Annotated in this window: 18 protein-coding genes and 1 tRNA gene; 8 read left to right on the forward strand and 11 right to left on the reverse strand. The window is 64.7% G+C overall.

The features are described from left to right. Positions 1 to 374: 374 nt before the first annotated feature. A complete protein-coding gene (locus LCM4576_RS17320; RefSeq protein WP_071033313.1) occupies positions 375 to 1,541 on the reverse strand; it encodes a pyridoxal phosphate-dependent aminotransferase in 1,167 nt (388 codons plus the stop codon). A 103-nt stretch (positions 1,542 to 1,644) separates the two neighbouring features. After that, positions 1,645 to 2,067, reverse strand: coding sequence for a large conductance mechanosensitive channel protein MscL (mscL, locus tag LCM4576_RS17325; RefSeq protein ID WP_040985845.1), 423 nt, complete (start codon positions 2,065 to 2,067; stop codon positions 1,645 to 1,647). A 300-nt stretch (positions 2,068 to 2,367) separates the two neighbouring features. Here mscL and LCM4576_RS17330 point away from each other — a divergent pair, with 300 nt between their 5' ends. After that, positions 2,368 to 5,853 carry a PAS-domain containing protein gene (locus tag LCM4576_RS17330; RefSeq protein WP_071033492.1) on the forward strand — a complete coding sequence of 1,162 codons (3,486 nt, stop codon included), beginning with the start codon at positions 2,368 to 2,370 and terminating at the stop codon, positions 5,851 to 5,853. A 9-nt stretch (positions 5,854 to 5,862) separates the two neighbouring features. On the opposite strand, the gene LCM4576_RS17335 is transcribed toward LCM4576_RS17330, so the two are convergent. After that, complete coding sequence (locus tag LCM4576_RS17335) at positions 5,863 to 6,498, reverse strand: TetR family transcriptional regulator (protein WP_071033315.1); 636 nt, start codon at positions 6,496 to 6,498, stop codon at positions 5,863 to 5,865. A gap of 83 nt (positions 6,499 to 6,581) precedes the next feature. Between LCM4576_RS17335 and LCM4576_RS17340 the strand changes: the two genes are divergently transcribed. Next, positions 6,582 to 7,238, forward strand: coding sequence for an O-methyltransferase (locus LCM4576_RS17340; protein WP_071033494.1), 657 nt, complete (start codon positions 6,582 to 6,584; stop codon positions 7,236 to 7,238). A 77-nt stretch (positions 7,239 to 7,315) separates the two neighbouring features. On the opposite strand, the gene LCM4576_RS17345 is transcribed toward LCM4576_RS17340, so the two are convergent. Beyond that, the gene (locus tag LCM4576_RS17345; protein WP_116397954.1) at positions 7,316 to 8,218 is read right to left on the reverse strand and encodes a LysR substrate-binding domain-containing protein; all 903 of its coding nucleotides are present in this window, start codon (positions 8,216 to 8,218) and stop codon (positions 7,316 to 7,318) included. Positions 8,219 to 8,375: 157 nt separating this feature from the next. Here LCM4576_RS17345 and LCM4576_RS17350 point away from each other — a divergent pair, with 157 nt between their 5' ends. After that, entirely contained in the window at positions 8,376 to 9,887 is a 1,512-nt protein-coding gene (locus LCM4576_RS17350) for an MFS transporter (RefSeq protein ID WP_071033496.1), read from the forward strand. Between the two features lie 10 nt (positions 9,888 to 9,897). Here LCM4576_RS17350 and LCM4576_RS17355 read toward each other — a convergent pair whose 3' ends face one another. Then, positions 9,898 to 10,557, reverse strand: coding sequence for a response regulator transcription factor (locus tag LCM4576_RS17355; RefSeq protein ID WP_071033498.1), 660 nt, complete (start codon positions 10,555 to 10,557; stop codon positions 9,898 to 9,900). Between the two features lie 187 nt (positions 10,558 to 10,744). Continuing rightward, entirely contained in the window at positions 10,745 to 11,176 is a 432-nt protein-coding gene (locus tag LCM4576_RS17360) for a hypothetical protein (RefSeq protein ID WP_041002173.1), read from the reverse strand. Positions 11,177 to 11,287: 111 nt separating this feature from the next. Here LCM4576_RS17360 and LCM4576_RS17365 point away from each other — a divergent pair, with 111 nt between their 5' ends. Both LCM4576_RS17365 and LCM4576_RS17370 read left to right on the forward strand, forming a co-directional pair. Further along, positions 11,288 to 11,635 carry a DUF952 domain-containing protein gene (locus tag LCM4576_RS17365; protein ID WP_071033319.1) on the forward strand — a complete coding sequence of 116 codons (348 nt, stop codon included), beginning with the start codon at positions 11,288 to 11,290 and terminating at the stop codon, positions 11,633 to 11,635. Continuing rightward, complete coding sequence (locus LCM4576_RS17370; protein WP_071033321.1) at positions 11,632 to 12,711, forward strand: quinone-dependent dihydroorotate dehydrogenase; 1,080 nt, start codon at positions 11,632 to 11,634, stop codon at positions 12,709 to 12,711. The genes LCM4576_RS17365 and LCM4576_RS17370 overlap by 4 nt, the downstream gene beginning before the upstream one ends. On the opposite strand, the gene LCM4576_RS17375 is transcribed toward LCM4576_RS17370, so the two are convergent. Next, entirely contained in the window at positions 12,704 to 14,038 is a 1,335-nt protein-coding gene (locus tag LCM4576_RS17375) for an MATE family efflux transporter (protein WP_071033322.1), read from the reverse strand. The two genes, LCM4576_RS17370 and LCM4576_RS17375, sit on opposite strands and share 8 nt — an antisense overlap. A gap of 125 nt (positions 14,039 to 14,163) precedes the next feature. Here LCM4576_RS17375 and LCM4576_RS17380 point away from each other — a divergent pair, with 125 nt between their 5' ends. Further along, entirely contained in the window at positions 14,164 to 15,066 is a 903-nt protein-coding gene (locus tag LCM4576_RS17380) for a histone deacetylase (protein WP_071033324.1), read from the forward strand. 12 nt (positions 15,067 to 15,078) lie between these two features. Here LCM4576_RS17380 and LCM4576_RS17385 read toward each other — a convergent pair whose 3' ends face one another. Continuing rightward, on the reverse strand, positions 15,079 to 15,348 hold the full coding sequence (locus LCM4576_RS17385; protein ID WP_198540262.1) for a DUF6460 domain-containing protein: 270 nt from the start codon (positions 15,346 to 15,348) through the stop codon (positions 15,079 to 15,081). Between the two features lie 137 nt (positions 15,349 to 15,485). Here LCM4576_RS17385 and LCM4576_RS17390 point away from each other — a divergent pair. Continuing rightward, a tRNA-Gly gene (locus LCM4576_RS17390) sits at positions 15,486 to 15,559 on the forward strand. Positions 15,560 to 15,584: 25 nt separating this feature from the next. Here the strand turns inward: LCM4576_RS17390 and LCM4576_RS17395 are convergent. The 3 genes from LCM4576_RS17395 to LCM4576_RS17405 are packed head-to-tail and all read right to left on the reverse strand — an operon-like array spanning position 15,585 to position 17,969. Then, complete coding sequence (locus LCM4576_RS17395; protein ID WP_071033326.1) at positions 15,585 to 16,157, reverse strand: rhodanese-like domain-containing protein; 573 nt, start codon at positions 16,155 to 16,157, stop codon at positions 15,585 to 15,587. 12 nt (positions 16,158 to 16,169) lie between these two features. After that, positions 16,170 to 16,985 carry a quinoprotein dehydrogenase-associated SoxYZ-like carrier gene (locus LCM4576_RS17400; RefSeq protein ID WP_071033328.1) on the reverse strand — a complete coding sequence of 272 codons (816 nt, stop codon included), beginning with the start codon at positions 16,983 to 16,985 and terminating at the stop codon, positions 16,170 to 16,172. Positions 16,986 to 17,003: 18 nt separating this feature from the next. Next, positions 17,004 to 17,969 carry a quinoprotein relay system zinc metallohydrolase 2 gene (locus LCM4576_RS17405; protein WP_244510828.1) on the reverse strand — a complete coding sequence of 322 codons (966 nt, stop codon included), beginning with the start codon at positions 17,967 to 17,969 and terminating at the stop codon, positions 17,004 to 17,006. A gap of 193 nt (positions 17,970 to 18,162) precedes the next feature. Between LCM4576_RS17405 and LCM4576_RS17410 the strand changes: the two genes are divergently transcribed. Next, entirely contained in the window at positions 18,163 to 18,510 is a 348-nt protein-coding gene (locus tag LCM4576_RS17410; protein ID WP_071033332.1) for a hypothetical protein, read from the forward strand. Positions 18,511 to 18,520: the final 10 nt, after the last annotated feature.

The following is an 18,520-nucleotide window of genomic DNA, read 5'->3' on the forward strand; positions in this document are numbered from 1 at the left end:
ACGCGCTGGTCGAGACCTGGGATGCGCTGGGCATCCCCTATGCCAGCTCAGGCCGTCCCGCCGTCGCCAAGACCGACCGGATCATTCCGCTGCTCGTGCCGAAGTCAGGCGGCTGAAGCCCGTTTTAAACTCTACTCCGGCGGCCATCCGCTGCAACTTTCTGCGCTTCTACAGCGCCGCGCGTCCATTTCGGACGCGCAAAGGACGCTGTAGAAATTTCAATTTGGCGCATGATCCTTTCCGAAGATCGAATCCGATCTTCGGGGTCATGCGCGTGCTCAYGGACCTGAATGTCCGCTGCGCTCCGGTTCTCGAAAGTCACACCGGCTGACTCACCGGAGCGAGTTTCAATCCGGGCTTCGTCGACGCTCGGCTCACACCGTCTTCATCCATTTCGCCAGGCGATGCGCCRCTTCGTCGAGCTGATCGAGGCGGCGGTGGAAGCATAGCCTGAGGAAAGCCTCGCCGCCGGGCMCGAAGGCCGTGCCGGGCGCCAGGCCGACATTGGCGTTGTCGACGATGTCGAAGGCGGCTTTTCGAGCATCGGTGAGGCCGTCGACCCTGAAGAACAGGTAGAAGRCGCCCTGCGGCACGGTGAACCGCGCCTTGCCGGTTTCGCCGAGAATGCCGCAGACGAGATCGCGGGCGGCATGCGCGCGCTCCACCTGTTCGGCGATGAAGCCATCACCCTCGTCGAGGGCGGCGACCGCGCCGCGCTGCATGAACTGGGCGACGCCCGAGGTCGAGTACTGGATCAGGTTTTCGAACACCTGCTGCAAGGCAGGATGGGTCTTGATCCAGCCGACGCGCCAGCCGGTCATCGCCCAGTTCTTGGAAAAGCTGTTGACGAACAGGATGCGGTCCTCGGGCGTGGCGACGTCGAGGAAGGACGGCGCGCGGCCATGGCCGTAGTGGAACAGCGAATAGATCTCGTCGGCGATGATCCACAAGCCCTTCCGGCGGGCGAGATCGAGGATCGCCTGGAGCGTCTCCCTGTCGGCGGTCCAGCCGGTCGGGTTGGACGGCGTGTTGATGAACAGCAGCTTCGTGCGCGGCGTGATCGCGGAGGCGATCTTGTCGACGTCGCAGGACCATCCATTGCCGGACTGGTCGAGGGTGACCGGCACCGGCACGGCGCCCGCCACGCCGGCGGCCGCGGCGAAGTTCGGCCAGGCGGGCGAGAGGTAGATCACCTCGTCGCCGCCGCCGGCGATCGCGTCGATGGCCAGTTGGATGGCATGCATGCCGGATCCGGTGACGATGAACTCCTCCTCGGCGAAGGTCTTGCCGAAATGCCTGGCGTAGTAGCGGGCGAGCGCCTGTCTGAGCGCGGGGATGCCCTTCTGCCAGGTGTAGAACGTCTCGCCGTCGGCCAGTCCTTTCGCGGCAGCATCGCTGATGAAGGAAGGCGTCGGCAGGTCGCCCTCGCCGGCCCAGAGCGGGATCAGGCCTTCGCGCAGGCGGCCATGATTGATGACGGCGACGATGCCGCTTTCGGGCGCGGCGCGGGCTTCCGCGCGCAAGGTCTCGATAAGGGTCATTGGCAAAATCCGGATTCGTCTGGTCAGCGCTCTTACCAGATAGGCAAACGGAAAACCCCGGCCGCAAGCGGCCGGGGTTTTGGTCCAGGGCGCCGGCTCTGTGTTATTTCTTGGCGAGCAGGTCGCGGATTTCGGTCAGAAGCTGCACGTCGGCCGGCGGCGGGGCCGCGGCAGCGGCAGGCTTCTCGCGCTCCAGCCGCTTGCGCAGGTTGTTCACCGCCTTGACCATCAGAAAGATGATGAAGGCAAGGATCAGGAAATTCAGCACGACCGTGATGAATGAACCATAGGCGAAGACCGCGCCCTCTTTCTTGGCATCGGCCAGCGTGGCCGAATGGACATTCGAGGACAGCCCGAAGAAGTAATTGTTGAAGTCCAATCCGCCGAAAATCGCGCCGACGATCGGCATGATGATGTCGTTGACCAAGGAATCGACGATCTTGCCGAACGCCGCGCCGATGATGACGCCGACGGCCAAGTCCATCACATTGCCCTTGGAAATGAATTCCTGGAATTCTTTCAGCATTCGACCCTCCGTGACGGACCGCGCTGCCGCCTCACCAGTGTCCTTCGGCGCCGGCCCGGGCCCACCATAACAAAAACCCCCGGTTGCAAAACCGGAAAAAAGGCAAAAGCACCGGTTTGTGTTTCCACAGCGTCATCAAGCACATATGCGGCGAAAGCCGCGATGGACTCACGGTGGGAGCTGTGATTGCGTGGTAGAAACCGGATGAGGAACCGGGGTTAAGTCAAGAAACAGAGCATGGTGTCGCCCGAAAACCGCTTCACACTTTTCGGCATCATGCTGTAGGAGGAAGTGCGGACCGTGCAAGGCTGGTTCGTCGTCATCATCGCGATCGCCTATGTGACGCTGCTTTTCGCCATCGCCAGCGTCGGCGACCGGCGCTCGGTGGCAGCCGGGCTCGGACGGGCCCGGCCCTTCATCTATGCGCTCAGCCTCGCCATCTACTGCACCTCCTGGACCTTCTTCGGTTCGGTCGGCCTGTCCTCCGAGCGCGGCCTCGAATTCCTCGGCATCTATACCGGTCCGGTGCTGGTGTTCGTGTTCGGCTTCCCGCTGCTCAACCGCATGATCCGGCTGGCAAAGAGCGAGAAGATCACCTCGATCGCCGACTTCCTCGRCGCCCGCTACGGCAAGAGCTTCACCGTAGCGGCGATTGCGACGCTGATCGCCACCATCGGCGCGGTGCCMTATATCGCGCTGCAGCTCAAGGCGATCTCGGGTTCCGTCAGCCTGATGGTCGAGCACTATACCGGCTCGCCGCCCTCTTTCGATCCGTTCGTCAGCGATATCTCGCTGGTGGTGGCGATGCTTTTGGCGCTTTTCGCGGTGCTGTTCGGCACACGCCATGCCGACGCCACGGAACACCAGGACGGGCTGGTTCTGGCGGTGGCGGTCGAGACGGTGGTCAAGCTCGCCGCCTTCCTCGCCATCGGCCTGATGGTGACTTTTCTCATCTTCGGCGGCCCGGGCGACATGATGACGACGCTCTCGGGCAACGGTCAGGTGCGCAAGGCAATGGGCTACAACACCTCTCTGGCCACCTGGCTGGTGCTGACGACCTTGAGCGGCTTCGCCATCCTGATGCTGCCGCGGCAGTTCTACGTCACCATCGTCGAGAACCGCAGCGAGGTGGAGCTGCGCACGGCGACCTGGGTGTTTCCGCTCTACCTCGTGGCGATCAACCTCTTCGTGCTGCCGATCGCCTTTGCCGGCCTGTCGCTGGTCGGCACCAAGACCAGCAGCGATCTCTATGTTTTGTCGCTGCCGCTGCTCAGCGGGCATGATCTTTTAGCGATGGCCGCCTTCGTCGGCGGCCTGTCGGCGGCGAYCGCCATGGTGATCGTCGAGAGCGTCGCGCTGTCGATCATGATCTCCAACGATCTCGTCATCCCGCTGTTCGTGCGGCGCGTGCTCAAGACGAGTTCCTCGGAGAACGAGGACTGGTCGACGCTGATCCTCAATGTGCGCCGCGCCTCGATCTTCATCCTGCTGTTCATCGCCTTCCTCTACTACCGCGAGAGCACCAACAGCGCGCGGCTGTCCTCGATCGGCCTGATGTCATTTGCCGCGATTGCGCAATTCGCGCCGGCGTTGGTCGGCGGGCTGATCTGGCGCCGCGCCAATGGCCGGGGCGCAGCCCTCGGCATGGTCGCAGGCATCGCCGTCTGGGGCTACACGCTGCTCTTGCCTTCACTCGTCGGTCCCTCTACCGACATCGTCGTCCATGGCCTGTTCGGCTTCGAGGCACTGAGGCCGCAGGCGCTGTTCGGCACCGTCGGCGAACCGCTGAACCACGGCGTGCTGTGGAGCCTCTCGGTCAACGCGCTGTTCTTCGTCCTTGGGTCCCTCTCCCGCGCATCGGTGCCGCTGGAGCGCATCCAGGCGGCGATCTTCGTGCCGCGCGAGGCCGGCCCGATGCCCAGCCTGCGCCGCTTCCGCACCGCCGTCACCGTCAACGACCTGAAGGATACGATTTCGCGCTATCTCGGGGTCGAGCGCACGGAGCGGTCGTTCCAATCCTTCGAGCGGGACGCGAAAGTCTCCCTGCTCGGCACCGAACAGGCCAGCATGGATGTCATCCGCTTCTCGGAGCAGCTGTTGGCGAGCGCCGTCGGCTCGTCCTCGGCGCGGCTGATCCTGTCGCTGCTCTTCCGCCGCAACGACCGCGATTCCAAGGATGCCTTCAAGCTGCTCGACGACGCCACCGAGGCGCTGCAGCACAATCGCGACCTGCTGCAGATTGCGCTCGACCAGATGGAGCAAGGCATCACCGTCTTCGATCGCGATTTCCGGCTRATCTGCTGGAACCGGCAATACCGGCTGCTGTTCGACCTGCCGGACGAGATGGGCCAGGTCGGCGTCTCGCTCGACCGGATCCTTCATCACCTCGCCGAGCGCGGCGATATTCCCGCCGACCAGCGCGTGACGATGCTCAACCGGCTGACCAGCTTCGCCGGCCCATGGCAGATGGAGCTGAAGACCAGCGGCCGTATCCTGGAGCTGCGCTCCAACCCGATGCCCGACGGCGGCATCGTCGCCACCTATGCAGACATTTCCGGCCGCGTCGAACAGGATCTGGCGCTGAAACGGGCCAATGAATCGCTGGAGCAGCGGGTCAAGACCCGCACCATCGAACTCACCCGCGTCAACGAGGAGCTGGCGCAGGCGCAGATGCTGGCCGAGGAAGCCAATCTCGGCAAGACGCGCTTCCTCGCCGCCGCCGGCCACGACATCCTGCAGCCGCTGAACGCCGCCCGGCTCTATTGCTCGTCGCTGATCGAGAAGGCCGGCAAGGGACCGGCCGGCAAGGCCGCGATCAACATCGAATCCTCGCTGGAATCGGTCGAGACCATCCTCGGCGCGGTGCTCGACATCTCGCGGCTCGACGCCGGCGCCATGAAACCCGAAAACACCGCTTTCGACCTCGGCGGACTGCTCGGCCAGATCGGCAATGATTTTCGCCCGCTCGCGGCCGAAAAGAAGCTCGATCTGAAGATCGTGCCGTCGTCGCTCGGCGTCATGACCGACCGTAATCTTTTGCGCCGGCTGATCCAGAACCTGGTGTCGAACGCCATCAAATATACGCGCGAGGGCCGTATCCTTGTCGGCGTGCGGCGCCGCGGCGAGCTGGCGGAGATCCAGGTGATCGACACCGGCATCGGCATCGCCGGCGACAAGCTCAACACCGTCTTCCATGAGTTCACGCGCCTCGACGAGGGCGCGCGCGAGGCCGAGGGGCTCGGCCTCGGTCTTTCGATCGTCGACCGCATCGCCCGCGTTCTGAGGCTCGAGATCCGCATCTACTCCAATCCCGGCAAGGGCACGCGCTTTTCCGTCATCCTGCCGGTCGCGTCGGTCGCCGCGCCGCCACGCGAGGCCGGCAAGGCGCCGGCCCGCTCGGCCTCGACGCTTGCGGGCTTGAATGTGCTTTGCATCGACAATGACGCGCGCATCCTCGACGGCATGCGGCTGCTGCTCGAAGGCTGGGGCTGCCGCGTCGAGACGGCTTCGGGATCAGGCGATCTCCTGAAATCCGGCGCGCCGAAGCCGGACCTCGTGCTGGCAGACTATCATCTCGACGGCGGCACCGGACTCGACGCGATCGCCACGCTGCGCGCCGCCTACGGCCAGGACCTGCCTTGCGTGCTCGTCACCGCCGACCGCTCCAGCGAGGTGCGCACGRCCRCCGGCCGGCTCGACATTCYGGTGATCAACAAGCCGCTGAAGCCGGCCGTGCTGCGCTCGATGATGGCGCGCGTCAGGCCGCTGGCGCCGGYGGCGGAGTAGCGCCCAGTCTCAGCTGCGATGGCCGAGGCTTCGGAGATAGGCGCAGAACATGTCGGCGAGCGCATCGGAATAGGCTTCGATCTCGCCGGCCGTTCGTTCCTTTTCAGAGAAATCCGCTCCCACGGCGCTCAGCGTCTTCATGATCAACTCGCCGGTCATGGCGCGAGCAGCCGCTGAAACATCGGGCAGCACTTCCCACAGGAAGGTCTCGACCGTGCGGTTGGCCGTGGCTTTCGCCTCCTGCGCCTCCGGCGCGTCGCGATAAAGCGGCGCGGCGTCGTTCAGCGCGCCGCGCACCGCCGCTTCCTCGCATTCCGAGCGGATGAAAGCATGGACCAGCGTTCTTATCCGCTCGAGCGGCGATAGCTCGATGTCTTCGAGGATGCCGCACAAAAGCTCGGTCGTCTGGCGCCATTCGTCGCTCTGGAGCCGGAACAGCAGCGCCGCCTTGTTCGGGAAATACTGGTAGAGCGAGCCGACGCTGACGCCGGCTTTTTCCGCCACGCGCGTGGTGGTGAAACGCTGGGCGCCTTCAGCAGCCAAAACCTGAGCAGCCGCCTGCAGAATGGCCGCGACGAGCTCCGTGGCGCGCGCCTGTTTGGGCTGTTTTCGGGTGGAAATTGAAGGGCTTGGGCGAATGATCACGGACGCGCTCGGGAATGCGAATTGGAAACCTGAAGGATTATTCGTATTTTTCGATGCAACACAAGAACCGCCCGGAGACAGTGATGACGACCCTGACCGAAACCCCTTTGGCCCCGCTGCTCGCCCGCCTGCTCAAGGGAGCCGATGCGGCGACCAGCCCGGCGATCGCCCGGTACTCGCGCGAGGAACGGACGCGCCTCATTCACAGCAAGACCGAGTATCGCCAGTTCTACGGCAGCCTGAAGGACCTGTGGCTCGCGGTCTCACCGGAGACCGGCACGCTGCTCTACATGCTGGCGCGCAGCACCGGCGCGCGCATCATCGTCGAATTCGGCACCTCGTTCGGCATCTCGACGCTCTATCTCGCCGCGGCGCTGCGCGACAATGGCGGCGGCCGCCTGATCACGACGGAATTCGAGCCGTCGAAGGTGGTGCGGGCCAAGTCCAACCTGACCGAAGGCGGCCTCATCGACCTGGTGGAGATCCGCGAGGGCGACGCGCTGGAAACGCTGAGCAAGGACCTGCCCGACCGGATAGACCTGTTGCTGCTCGACGGCGCCAAGGCGCTCTATCCGGAGATATTGAGCCTGGTCGAGAGCCGGCTCAGGCCCGGAGCGCTGGTCATCGCCGACAATGCCGACTTCTCGCCCGACTATCTTGAACGGGTGCGCGCGCCGGCCGGAGGCTACATGTCGACGCCGTTCGGCGACGACGTCGAGTTGTCGATGCGGCTCAACTGAACACGCTCCAACACAGACCATGCTGCTCTTCGGATGGTCGTAGGCGTTCACGTCAACCAACGCGCAAGCCGGCGGCTTCAGATAGGGCTGTCGGCCATTTGCGAGTTGCGGAAGCGGGGACGCGCGCCGCTGGCGGTCGGACGATGCTCGCGAAACGCCATGGCGAGGGTGCGCAACGCATCGCGCGACTGGGCGTCGGAGAGCGTGGACAACAGCACGATCTCCGATGCCGGCAGCGGCGGCAGGCCGAATTTGCGGCTGATCTCGATCGTGCCGGGCGGAACCAGGCGAGACGAGAAGGCGCCGGCGGCAAGGCCCGCCGACACGGCCTCCGCAACCGCGAAGGAGCCACAGCCCAGGAAGACTTGTGTCCACGGTATGCCGACCGCATCGAGCGCGCCGGTGACAACATCGCGGATGCTGCACGACGGCGAGGAGGCGGCCAGCCGCAGCGGCTCGCCTGCGCGGTAGACGAAGTCCGGCGYCGCGTACCAGCCGAAATGCTCGGGCGCCAATACCTCGCCGTCGCGACGGTCGTCCCCACGCCGCACGATCGCCGCATCGAGATCGCCGCGATCGAAGGCGGCTAGCAGCTCGCGTGTGTCGTCAAGCCTGACCTCGATGGTTAGCGCCGGATCATGGGCGCTGAGCCGCGCCAGCAAGGTCGGCACCTCGGCGCCGCCGACATGGGTGGCGATGCCGAGCCGGAAATGGCGGCGGACAGCGGTGAGGCTGGCGACGGCGCGGTCATGCGCGGCGAGCAGCTCGCGCGCCGGCTCCAGGAACACCGCGCCGCGCGCCGAAAGCCGCACCAGCCGCGGCGTCCGCTCGATCAGTCTTTCGCCGATCCGATCCTCCAGCCGCTTCAGCTTGACGCTGATCGCGCCCTGGGTGCTGCCGAGAGCCTCGGCGGCGCGCGTGAAGCTGCGCAGGTCGGCGAYGGTGACGAAGGCTCTTACCGCATCTACGTCCAGCGTCATGTCAGYCATCCTGTTTTGTTGTTACTGAAATAGCCAACCATGCAATTCTAAAATGATCAAGCCTCCCCTAACTTGAGTTAGCGCGCAGCGGCAAAGAGCCATCCGATTTCGCCCTGCCTCAAGCAATCCGAGACCAAGAAATTCGAGAGGTTTGATCATGGCACCTRTCCTCACCCGCCGGGGCATCGTCGTTCTGTTCGCCGCCTGTCTTGCCTGCCTGATGTTCGGGCTGGAGATATCGAGCGTCCCGACCGTGCTGCCGACACTGGAACAAGTGCTCGATGCGGACTTCAGGCAACTGCAATGGGTGATGAATGCCTATACGATCGCCGTCACGAGCGTGCTGATGGCGGTCGGCACCATTGCGGATCGTTATGGACGCAAGCGCGTCTTCCTGGTCTCGATCGCCGCCTTCGGCCTCACCTCGCTGATCTGCGGCCTGGCGGGCAACGTCTCGACACTGATCGTGGCGCGGTTTCTGCAAGGGTTGAGCGGCGGCGCGATGCTGATCTGCCAGCTCGCCGTGCTGTCGCATGAATTCCAGGAAGGGCGTGAGCGCGCGGTCGCCTGGGGCTGGTGGGGCGTCATCTTCGGCATCGGCCTCGGCTTCGGTCCGATCGTCGGCGGCGGCATCGTCGCCGTCTCAAGCTGGCAGTGGGTGTTCCTCATCCATGTGGCGGTTGCGGTCGTCGCTTTCCTGCTTGCGCTCACCGGCGTCCATGAATCGAGGGACCCGCAAGCAGGCAGGCTGGACCTCGCCGGTATCCTGACCTTGTCGCCTGCCGTCTTCTGCCTCGTCTTCACCATCACGCAGGGACCGGAGCTAGGCTTCACCCGCCCGGCCGCGCTGGCGATCCTTTGCCTTTCGATCGCGAGCTTCGTGGCGTTCCTCATTGCCGAAAGGGTCAGCGAAAGGCCGATGTTCGACTTTTCGGTCTTTCGCATCCGCCCGTTTTCCGGCGCAATCGTCGGCTCGGCGGCGATGAATATCAGCTACTGGCCGTTCATGATCTATCTGCCGATCTGGTTCCATGCCGGCCTTGGCCTGGACAGCTTCGCCACCGGCCTCGCGTTGCTCGCCTACACGCTGCCGACGCTGGTCATGCCGCCTTTGGCCGAGCGGTTGTCGCTGCGCTACCGACCCGGCGTCATCATCCCGGCGGGGCTGGCGATCATCGGCATCGGCTTCTTCCTGATGAAGTGGGGAAGCGCCGCGACCCATGCCAGCTGGCTGACCATGCTGCCGGGCAGTCTGATCGCTGGCGCCGGCCTCGGCATCACCAACACGCCGGTCACCAACACGAGCACCGGCTCGGTTTCGCGCAACCGCGCCGGGATGGCGTCCGGCATCGACATGAGCGCGCGCATGATCTCGCTTGCCGTGAACATCGCGGTGATGGGCTTCATCCTGGCGAGCGGTGTGCTCGCGCATCTCATCGCGGCGCTGYCCGATCTCGATGGTGCAAGGCTCAACCAGCTCGCCGAGGCGATYGCGGCCGGCAATCCGGCGCCGGGGCTGCCGGACAAGGTCGCGCATGACGCGCTGGCGAACGGCTTTGGCTGGGTGATGCTTTACGGCGGCATCGGCGTATGGATCATGGCGGCGATCGGCTTTGCCGTCTTCAAGGCGCGACCGGCGCGGCAGGAGGCGGCTCAGCGCCTGGACTGAACCGGAGCGATCAGCCCACCGGCTGCAGCGGGTCATTGCCGATCTTGGAGAGCTGGATGACCGCTTGGGTGCGGCTGTCGACGCCGAGCTTCTGCAGGATCGCCGAGACATGCGCCTTGATGGTGGCCTCGGACACGCCGAGCTCATAGGCGATCTGTTTGTTGAGCRGGCCCTCCGCCAGCATGCCGAGCACCCGCGTCTGCTGCGGCGTCAGGGCCTGCAGGCGCTTGATGAGATCGGAGATTTCCGGGTCGCGCTCGATGCCGAGCTCGATGCCGGCGGGCGCCGCGATATCGCCGGCAAGCACCGCCTGCACGGCGGCGCGGATCTCTTCCATGCTGGCCGATTTGGAGATGAAGCCGGAAGCGCCGAGATCGAGCGCGCGGCGGATGGTGACGGGATCGTCATGTGCCGAGACCACCACAAGCGGCACCGCCGGATGGATGCCGCGCAGCGAGATCAGGCCGGAGAGCCCGCTGGCGCCCGGCATCGACAGGTCGAGCAGAACCATGTCGATATCCTCGTTGGCGAGCACCAGCGCCTTGGCGCTTTCGAAATCGCCGGCTTCGTGGATGGCGGCAACGTCGCCGATGCCGGCCAGCGCCTCCTTCAGCGCGCCGCGAAAAAGCGGATGGTCGTCGGYAATGACGAAGGTGTGGCCCGACGGCAAATAGTCCTCCCCCGATCCCATCATCATTTTCGTGCTTCTTGCGGGGACCGGAATGATTATGCGGCGGCGCGGCGCGTTTTCAAGCGGCAAAGGCCGCGCACGGAGTTTTCCCCAACGGTTCGGCTCCCGTTTTGCGCAATTCCGGACGGAAAACCGCCGTGCACTTTTCCTGGAATCGCGCCCCGGTTCAGGTTTTCTGGTTCAGCTTGCCGCCGTCACCGTCTTCCTTGTCCATGTCCTTGACGATGTCCTTGAAGGTCCGGAAGAACTGCTCCATGTAACCCATCGTCTTGTTGAAATCCTCCTGGCTCGGCAGTTGCGATTCCAGCCGGGCTGAGAGCGAATTCTCGAGCTTGGCGACGCGCGCGTCGAGCGCCTTGACCGAATTGTCCAGCCGGTCGATCTCGTCCTGATAAGCGGCGCGCTCGTCGGCGGCCATCTTGCAGACAAGCTGACCGGTGCGCTCCTCGCAGATCGACATGGCGCCGGTCCTTGTGTCCATGCGGACATAACCGTTGGCCGACTTCTCCAAACGGTAGTGATCGGTCTCCTCGGAATAGGCGGAAGCGGCAACCAGCGAGCAAAGCGCCGCGGGGATCAGGATGTGCTGCAGACGCATATTATCCTCCATGAGCCAGTGAAGGCCGGCTATCACAGGTTTGCGCCGGAAATGGGGAAGAGTCGAGCCTCAAGCCTTCCCCGCACCTTCGGTTCGGATTATAGCGCGACAATGTCTCAGATTATCTACAAGATCGCGCCCGAGGCGCTGTGGYGCGAAGCCGAGAAGAACGGGCGCTTCACCGGCGCGCCGATCGACATCGCCGACGGCTTCATCCATTTCTCCACGGCCGGCCAAGTTCGCGAGACGGCAGCCAGGCATTTCGCCGGGCAGACGGGCCTGCTGCTGATCGCGATCGACGCGGCCAAGCTGGGCGGTGCGCTGAAATACGAGGTGTCGCGAGGCGGCGCCCTGTTCCCGCATCTCTACGCCGAGCTCGGCCTCGATGCCGTCCTCTGGATGAAGCCGCTGCCGCTCGGCGCCAATGGCCACGAATTCCCGGCGCTGGAGGGCGAATGAGCGTGCTCGACCGGATCGGCCAGAAGCTGCTTTTCTCCTTCGATCCGGAAACCGCGCATGGCCTGTCGATCGCGGCGTTGCGGTGCGGGCTTCCAGTCGGTGCGACGGCGCCGCGCGACGCGCGGCTCGAGATCAATCTCTGCGGCCTCGACTTCCCGAACCCGCTCGGCATGGCCGCCGGCTACGACAAGAACGCCGAAGTGCCGGACGCCCTGCTTGGGCTTGGCTTCGGCTTTGCCGAGGTGGGCACCATCACGCCGCTGCCGCAGCCCGRCAATCCGAAGCCGCGCATCTTCCGGCTGACGGCGGACGAAGCGGTGATCAACCGGCTGGGCTTCAACAATGAGGGCCACGCGGCCGCCGAAAAGCGGCTTGCCGCGCGCAAGGGGCGGCCGGGCATCGTCGGCGTCAACATCGGCGCCAACAAGGACAGCGCCGACCRCATCGGCGACTATGAGCGCGGCGTCGCCCGCTTCGCGGCGCATGCCAGCTATCTCACCGTCAACATCTCCTCGCCCAACACGCCGGGCCTGCGCAACATGCAGGCGCGCGAGCAGCTTGGCGAATTGCTGTCACGGGTGATGGCCGCGCGTGCCGCAGCCTCTGCCCAGCCGCCTGTCTTCCTCAAGATCGCGCCGGACCTCGTCGAAGCGGAGCTGGAAGACATCGCCGCGGAGGTCGCCGAGAAGAAGATCGATGGCGTCATCGTCTCCAACACGACGCTGGCGCGGACCGGGTTACGGAGTTCAGGGCTGGCCAATGAAACCGGCGGCCTTTCGGGCAAGCCGCTGTTCGAGCGTTCCACCGCGGTGCTCGCCCGCATGCGGAAGCTGCTCGGCCCGCGGATAGCGATCATCGGCGTCGGCGGCGTCGACTCCACCGAGGCCGCATTGGWAAAGATCCGCGCCGGCGCCGACCTCGTCCAGCTTTACACCGGCATGATCTATGCCGGACCGGCGCTGCCCGGGCRCATCGTCGCCGGCATGGCGCGCTTCGTGGAGACGGAGCGGGTTGGGTCGATCCGCGATCTGCGCGATTCCGCTTGTGAGCGCTGGGCTRCAAAGCCGATCAGCTGAACGCCGTGCGTACCCTGAGCCTCAGCACCGCAAGCAAACTCACCCCCCGCACCAGCAGGAAGACATGCAGCGACGCCCACAGGCCGTTGTTGCCGAAGGCCGGCGCCAGGGTGAGCAGCGCGGCGCTGAAGGCGAGGAAGGACAACAGCATCATGTTGCGCATGTCGCGCGACCAGGTGGCGCCGATGAAGACGCCGTCCATCTGGAAGGCGAGCACGCCGCTCAGCGCCGTGAAGGCGGCCCAGGGCAGATAAATGTCGGCGACCGCGCGGACCTCCGGCGACGTCGTCACCAGCGCCACCAGACCGGCGCCGGCGGTCAGCAGGATGAGCGTGGCGATACCGGCAAGGCCAAAACCCCAGATCAGCGTCAGCCGCACCGCCTGCCGGAACGGGGCAGGCGCATGCGCGCCGATGGCGCGGCCGGCCAGCTGCTCGGCGGCGGTGGCGAAGCCGTCGAGGAAATAGCCGGCGATCAGGAAGAAATTCATCAGCACGGCGTTGGCGGCAAGCGTCACCGTGCCGAACTGCGCACCCTGCCTGGTGAACAGCGCGAAAGCGGCAAGCAGCGAGAAGGAGCGGATCATGATGTCGCGGTTGAGCGACAGCATGCGCCGGTAGGCCGGCAGATCCAGGATGCGCCGGCGCGAGGGCCGCTCCAGCTTGCGGAAACGGTTGAGCACGATTGCCAAGCCAAGCAGCATGGCCAGGAACTCGCCGGTGACGGTCGCCCAGGCGACGCCGGCGACGCCCCAGCCGAGCTCGAGGCCRAGCAGGAAACAGAGCACAATGTTGATGCCGTTGAGCACGGCCTGCAGCATCAGGCCGAGCCCGCCTTCGCCGCGCCCCAGCACATAGCCCAGTATGGCGTAGTTGATCAGCGAGAAGGGCGCTGCCAGCAGCCTGATGCGGATATAGACCGACATCGCCGCGCTGACGCGCGGCTCGGCGCCCATGAACCATTGGCCGGCAACGGCAAAGAACGGCGAAAGGGCGGCAAGGATGACGCCCGCGACGACCGCGATCAGCACGGCGCGCCAGAGCACCGCCTGTTCTTCCAGCGCATCGCCGCGTCCGAAGGCCTGGGCGACAAGACCGGTGGTGCCCGAACGCAGGAAGTTGAAGGTGGTGAAGACGACGTCGAAGACCAGCGATCCCGCCGCCAGGCCGCCAAGCAGCGCCGCGTCGCCGAACTGGCCGACGACCGCGGTGTCGACGATGCCGAGCAGCGGCGTCGTCAGATAGGCGAGCGTCATCGGCACGGCGATCGCCAGCACCGAGCGATTGGTGACGGCGAAGGACCTGGGGTTGGCTTCAGTCGCATCCAAGGGATTGCTGCCTGTTCGATTGCGGCTTGATCGAGGACCCGATGTGCCCCAGTTTGCCGGCCTCGCGCAACCACATCCGCCAGACTGCCAACCGAATTTCAGACTTGGCTCAGGCCTCCCGATCCATGCCGCTGCAGATCGTCCATCACCCCGACTATGACGCCGGCTTCGCCGTCAACCATCGCTTTCCGATGAGCAAATATCCGCTGTTGATGGAGGCTTTGCGCATGCGCGGGCTGGCCGTGCCGGAAGCGCTCTCGATGCCGGAACCGGCGCCGGCTGCACGGCTGAAGCTTGCGCATGCGGCCGACTATGTCGATCAGGTAATCGCCTGCCAGGTGCCGGAGAAGATAGAGCGCGAGATCGGCTTTCCGATCGGCCCGCGCGTGTCGCTCAGGGCGCAGCTCGCCACCGCCGGCACAGTGCTTGCCGCCAGGCTGGCGCTTGAACACGGCATCGCCTGCAACGCCGCCGGCGGCAGCCATCATGCCAGGCGCGCGCAAGGCGCCGGCTTCTGCACCTTCAACGATGTCGCCGTCGCCTCGCTGGCGCTGCTTGCCGAAGGCGCAATCGAAAACGTGTTGGTCGTCGACCTGGACGTGCATCAGGGCGACGGCACGGCGGACATTCTCAAGGACGAACCGCGCGCGTTCACCTTTTCCATGCATGGCGAGCGCAACTACCCGGTGCGCAAGATCGCTTCGGACCTCGACATCGCCTTGCCGGACGGTACCGGCGACGACGCCTATCTCGRGYGGCTCGCCGGCGTCCTRCCGGAACTATCCGGGCAAAGGCATTGGGATATCGTCTTCTACAATGCCGGCGTGGATGTGCATGCCGAAGACAGGCTCGGCCGGCTGGCGCTGAGCGATGATGGCCTCAGCGCCCGCGAAGACATGGTCATCGGCCATTTCCGCAAGCAGGGCGTGCCGCTGTGCGGCGTCATCGGCGGCGGCTATTCCACCGACGTGCCGGCGCTGGCCGCGCGCCACGCCATATTGTTCGAGGTGGCGTCGCTATATGCGTGATCCTGGTCCCAGCTACTTCCTGTAGCTGGCGATCCGAAGCAGGATGAACACCGGCACGACGATCGCCGCGCCGAGCAGGATATAGCCCAGGAAGCGGTCGATGGCGTGGAAGCCGAGATTCCACAAATCGACGAAGAACTGGCGGATGCCATAGAGGACGTCCATCGGCGACCAGCCGAAGGCATGCATGACGAGGCCGACGAGGAAGGAGACCACGAGCAGCTTCAGGAACACCCTGAGCGGCGTGTCGCCAAGAAAGCGCGTCAGTGCGGACAAGGCCATTCTCCGGTTCGAGCCGCCCGATTCGGCGGCGCGATATCAGAGATACGCATTCCGCCGAAAGGCATCAAGCAATGGAGCCGCCTGCTCCGCTTTGCCGATTGCCTGAGGCGGCGCCATCATGGTAACGAGGCTGCTGCGCGGGTATGATGTAATGGTAGCCTGTCAGCTTCCCAAGCTGAACGCGCGGGTTCGATTCCCGCTACCCGCTCCAGCTTGCCAGACAGGATTTGYGCCTCTTATTTGGGCGCTTCCGTGCTCCAGCCTGCCTCCGGCTTGACCACGGCGGTCTCGTGCTTTTCCTGCCAGCCGTCTATACCGGCGGGGAACCAGCCGACATTGGTATAGCCTTTCATCACCAGCCGCTTGCCGACGTTCCAACTGCCCCAGCATTGCGGGCGGCAGAAGGTCACGATCGGCCTGCGCTTGTCCTTCTGCGTCAGTGCCTCGATGCGGCGATAGAACATCTTCTCTTGCGCATCCTCCAGAGAGGCCGCTCCGGCGCCCGGCATCCACACCGCCCCGGGCATTGAACGATGGGTTGGAAGCCACAGCCCGTCCTTGGGGAAATCGTCCGGCTTCCTGTCGGCCGGCCCCACATCGAGCAGGAGCGGCTTACTGGCCATGAGCACCTCGAGGCCGGCGAGGTCGAGCACCCTTGCGCCTGAGAGCGTTTCCGGCGTCTCGCCGTRCATCGGCCCACTCCACAAGCCGCTAGGCTCGGGCACAGGGTCGGCAACGGCCATGTTCGAGAAGAGCGCGACCACGGCAACGACGGCCGCCATCCTGGCAATTTCAACAATGGAACGCATAGCCGGGCCCGATCAGTTCATCGCAGCCGGAATGTCGAAGCCCTGCTCCCAATGGCCATCCTTGGTGTCGGAAGCAACGACCTTCAGCGGCTCTTTCCCGTTCGGGACGAAGGAGAAAGTGATGACCGGATTGGTGGAGAGCGAGATATCGGCTTCGAGGTCGAACACCTTGGCATTGCCCGAGGACACGGACATCTTGTTGATGTAGCGCGGCGGCGTGAAGTATTGCGTTATCGGGTTCTTCTGCATTCCGTTGAAATTGGGATGACGGATCATCAGCGTCGCCTCTACCGGCTTGCCAGCCGTGGCGTCCTCACCGAACTTCATCCGCATCTCGCCCATGCCGGCCATGGCCTTCTCGTCGCTCGCCGCAACCGGCGCCGAGCAGCCGCCGGAGGCCTTCACGAAGGCGGCCGTCTCGAACAGCTTGCCGTCCTTGGTCTCCGCCACGGCATGAACATTCGTGTAGGTATCGACCCGCACGCGCAACTGCACCGATCCGGCGTCGGCCGCAGGACCGAAGGTGAATTTGGCCGCGAAAGGCGCCGGGTTGTCGTCGATGACCAGATAGACCGACTTGATCTCATTCTTTTCGGGCATCGTCAGCGTGATCGGCACGAGCGCGGCATCCTGCGCGCGCTTGGGCGCGTCGAGCTTGATCAGCGTTTCGGTGGGCTCGACCTTGCGGTCGCCAAACAGATACTGAGCGATCTGGTTCCAGCGTTCCTGCCGCTCAGGCTCCATGTTGGCCGGCTCCGAGGCCGACGCTCCTGTGAGCGGCACCGCGGCAAGGACGGCAAGGCATATGGCAAGCGGCAGAATCTTCATGGTCTCCTCCTCGTCGGCCTACTCCCACTCAAGCTCCTTGTAAGCCTGGATGACATTGCGCTCATTGTAATCGTCGAAGAGCACCCAGCGGTTCCGCTCCGATTGAGCGACCGAGCGGGCGGCATCCTCGATCGAAACGCCCGAGGCTATCGCCTTGCGCGTGCCGTCGCTCAAGGCGTGCAAGTAACGCTCCAAGTCGGACATGGCGGGAGCCACATCCACGATCGGCGGGCCGTGGCCGGGCAYGGCCCGAGACGCGCCGAGCGCCTTGAGCTTGTCGAGTTCGGAGAGCCAGCCCGGCAAGCTGCCGTCAAGCGAAGGAACCCGGTTTACGAAGAGCAGGTCGGCCGGGAAGAGCACCCCGGTCTCGACATCCAGCATCGACAGATCGCAATCCGTGTGGGCCGTCGCGTGCGCGCTCAGCCGGACGATACGGCCTCCCAGGTCGATTTCCGCGCCATCCTTCACCTCCTGGGTGGGATAGACGACATTGCCTGCGCCCTCGGCGCCGAGGATCTCCGTAAGCCGCTTCCGGTAGAACTCGCCGCGCGCCTCCAACGCCGACCGCAGCGCGTGGTGTCCGACAAAGGCCGGCCGGTCCTCCGCGAAGGCGGCTGCGCCGAAGGAATGATCGGGGTGAACGTGGGTGATCAGCACATGACGGATTGGCCTATCCGTCCGCTTCCTGATCTCGRCTCTCAGCCACTCGCCATCCGTGAGGYTGCCGCCAGAATCGGTGACCAGCACGCTATCGCGYCCGACGATGAAGCCGATATTGGCGATGCCTCCATGGTTGGCGGCGGCGGCTTCCTCGTGCGGGGCTGCGCGAATGAAAATGCCGGGGCACACCTCCGTCATGGTCGCGGCGGCGATGCTGCTCGGCAAACAGCACAGGCAGAATCCGCCAATCAGCGCCGCGCGCCGTGAGATCGGAAGAGCCGATGCGGCCCCGATACGGGGCTGGTCCGGCACATCGTGCGCCAAGGACGAAATATGCATATGTGCGTATAGCATGCCGGCTCGCAGCCGGCATATTGGCCAAAATGCCAACGGACGCTTGCAGCGAAATTTCGAACCGCTTGGAGCAGCTTGCGGTTGTTGCGCGGAAGTATAAAAGCGAAGTATGCCACGCAATCTGTCGAAATATACTATCCGCGAATGGTTCAGACTACGACCCTTGGTCGACCGCAAGAATCATGCTCGCTATCAGGTCCGGGAACAGATCGCGCTGGCAAAGCATGCCAGCCCGATGCGCTTTCCTCATCTCCGTACCCAGAACGTCCTGATTACGATCAGCTTCAACGATCCCCAGGTGATCGAATGGCAGATCAAGATGATCGCAAGAAATGTGTCGGGGGCCATCCAGGTTGTTGCGGACAACTCCACCGACCTGGCGGCAAGGGACGCCATTCGCGACATCTGCTCGGCGGCCGGTGTTGCTTTCGCAGCGGTGCCGGCCAATCCCTGGACAAGGCGAGAGCAGGATGGGGGTAAATCGCACGGCTATGCCTTGAATTGGGCCTGAAGGAACGTCG

The organism is Mesorhizobium sp. LCM 4576 (genome assembly GCF_001854815.1).
Lineage (GTDB): Bacteria > Pseudomonadota > Alphaproteobacteria > Rhizobiales > Rhizobiaceae > Mesorhizobium > Mesorhizobium plurifarium.

What these genes read in the sequence shown, in the direction of transcription:
- LCM4576_RS17385 (WP_198540262.1), bottom strand. Translation starts at nt 15,348, where the DNA reads ATGGCCTTGTCCGCACTGACGCGCTTTCTTGGCGACACGCCGCTCAGG.
- LCM4576_RS17400 (WP_071033328.1), bottom strand. Translation starts at nt 16,985, where the DNA reads ATGAAGATTCTGCCGCTTGCCATATGCCTTGCCGTCCTTGCCGCGGTG.
- LCM4576_RS17360 (WP_041002173.1), bottom strand. Translation starts at nt 11,176, where the DNA reads ATGCGTCTGCAGCACATCCTGATCCCCGCGGCGCTTTGCTCGCTGGTT.
- mscL (WP_040985845.1), bottom strand. Translation starts at nt 2,067, where the DNA reads ATGCTGAAAGAATTCCAGGAATTCATTTCCAAGGGCAATGTGATGGAC.
- LCM4576_RS17340 (WP_071033494.1), top strand. Translation starts at nt 6,582, where the DNA reads ATGACGACCCTGACCGAAACCCCTTTGGCCCCGCTGCTCGCCCGCCTG.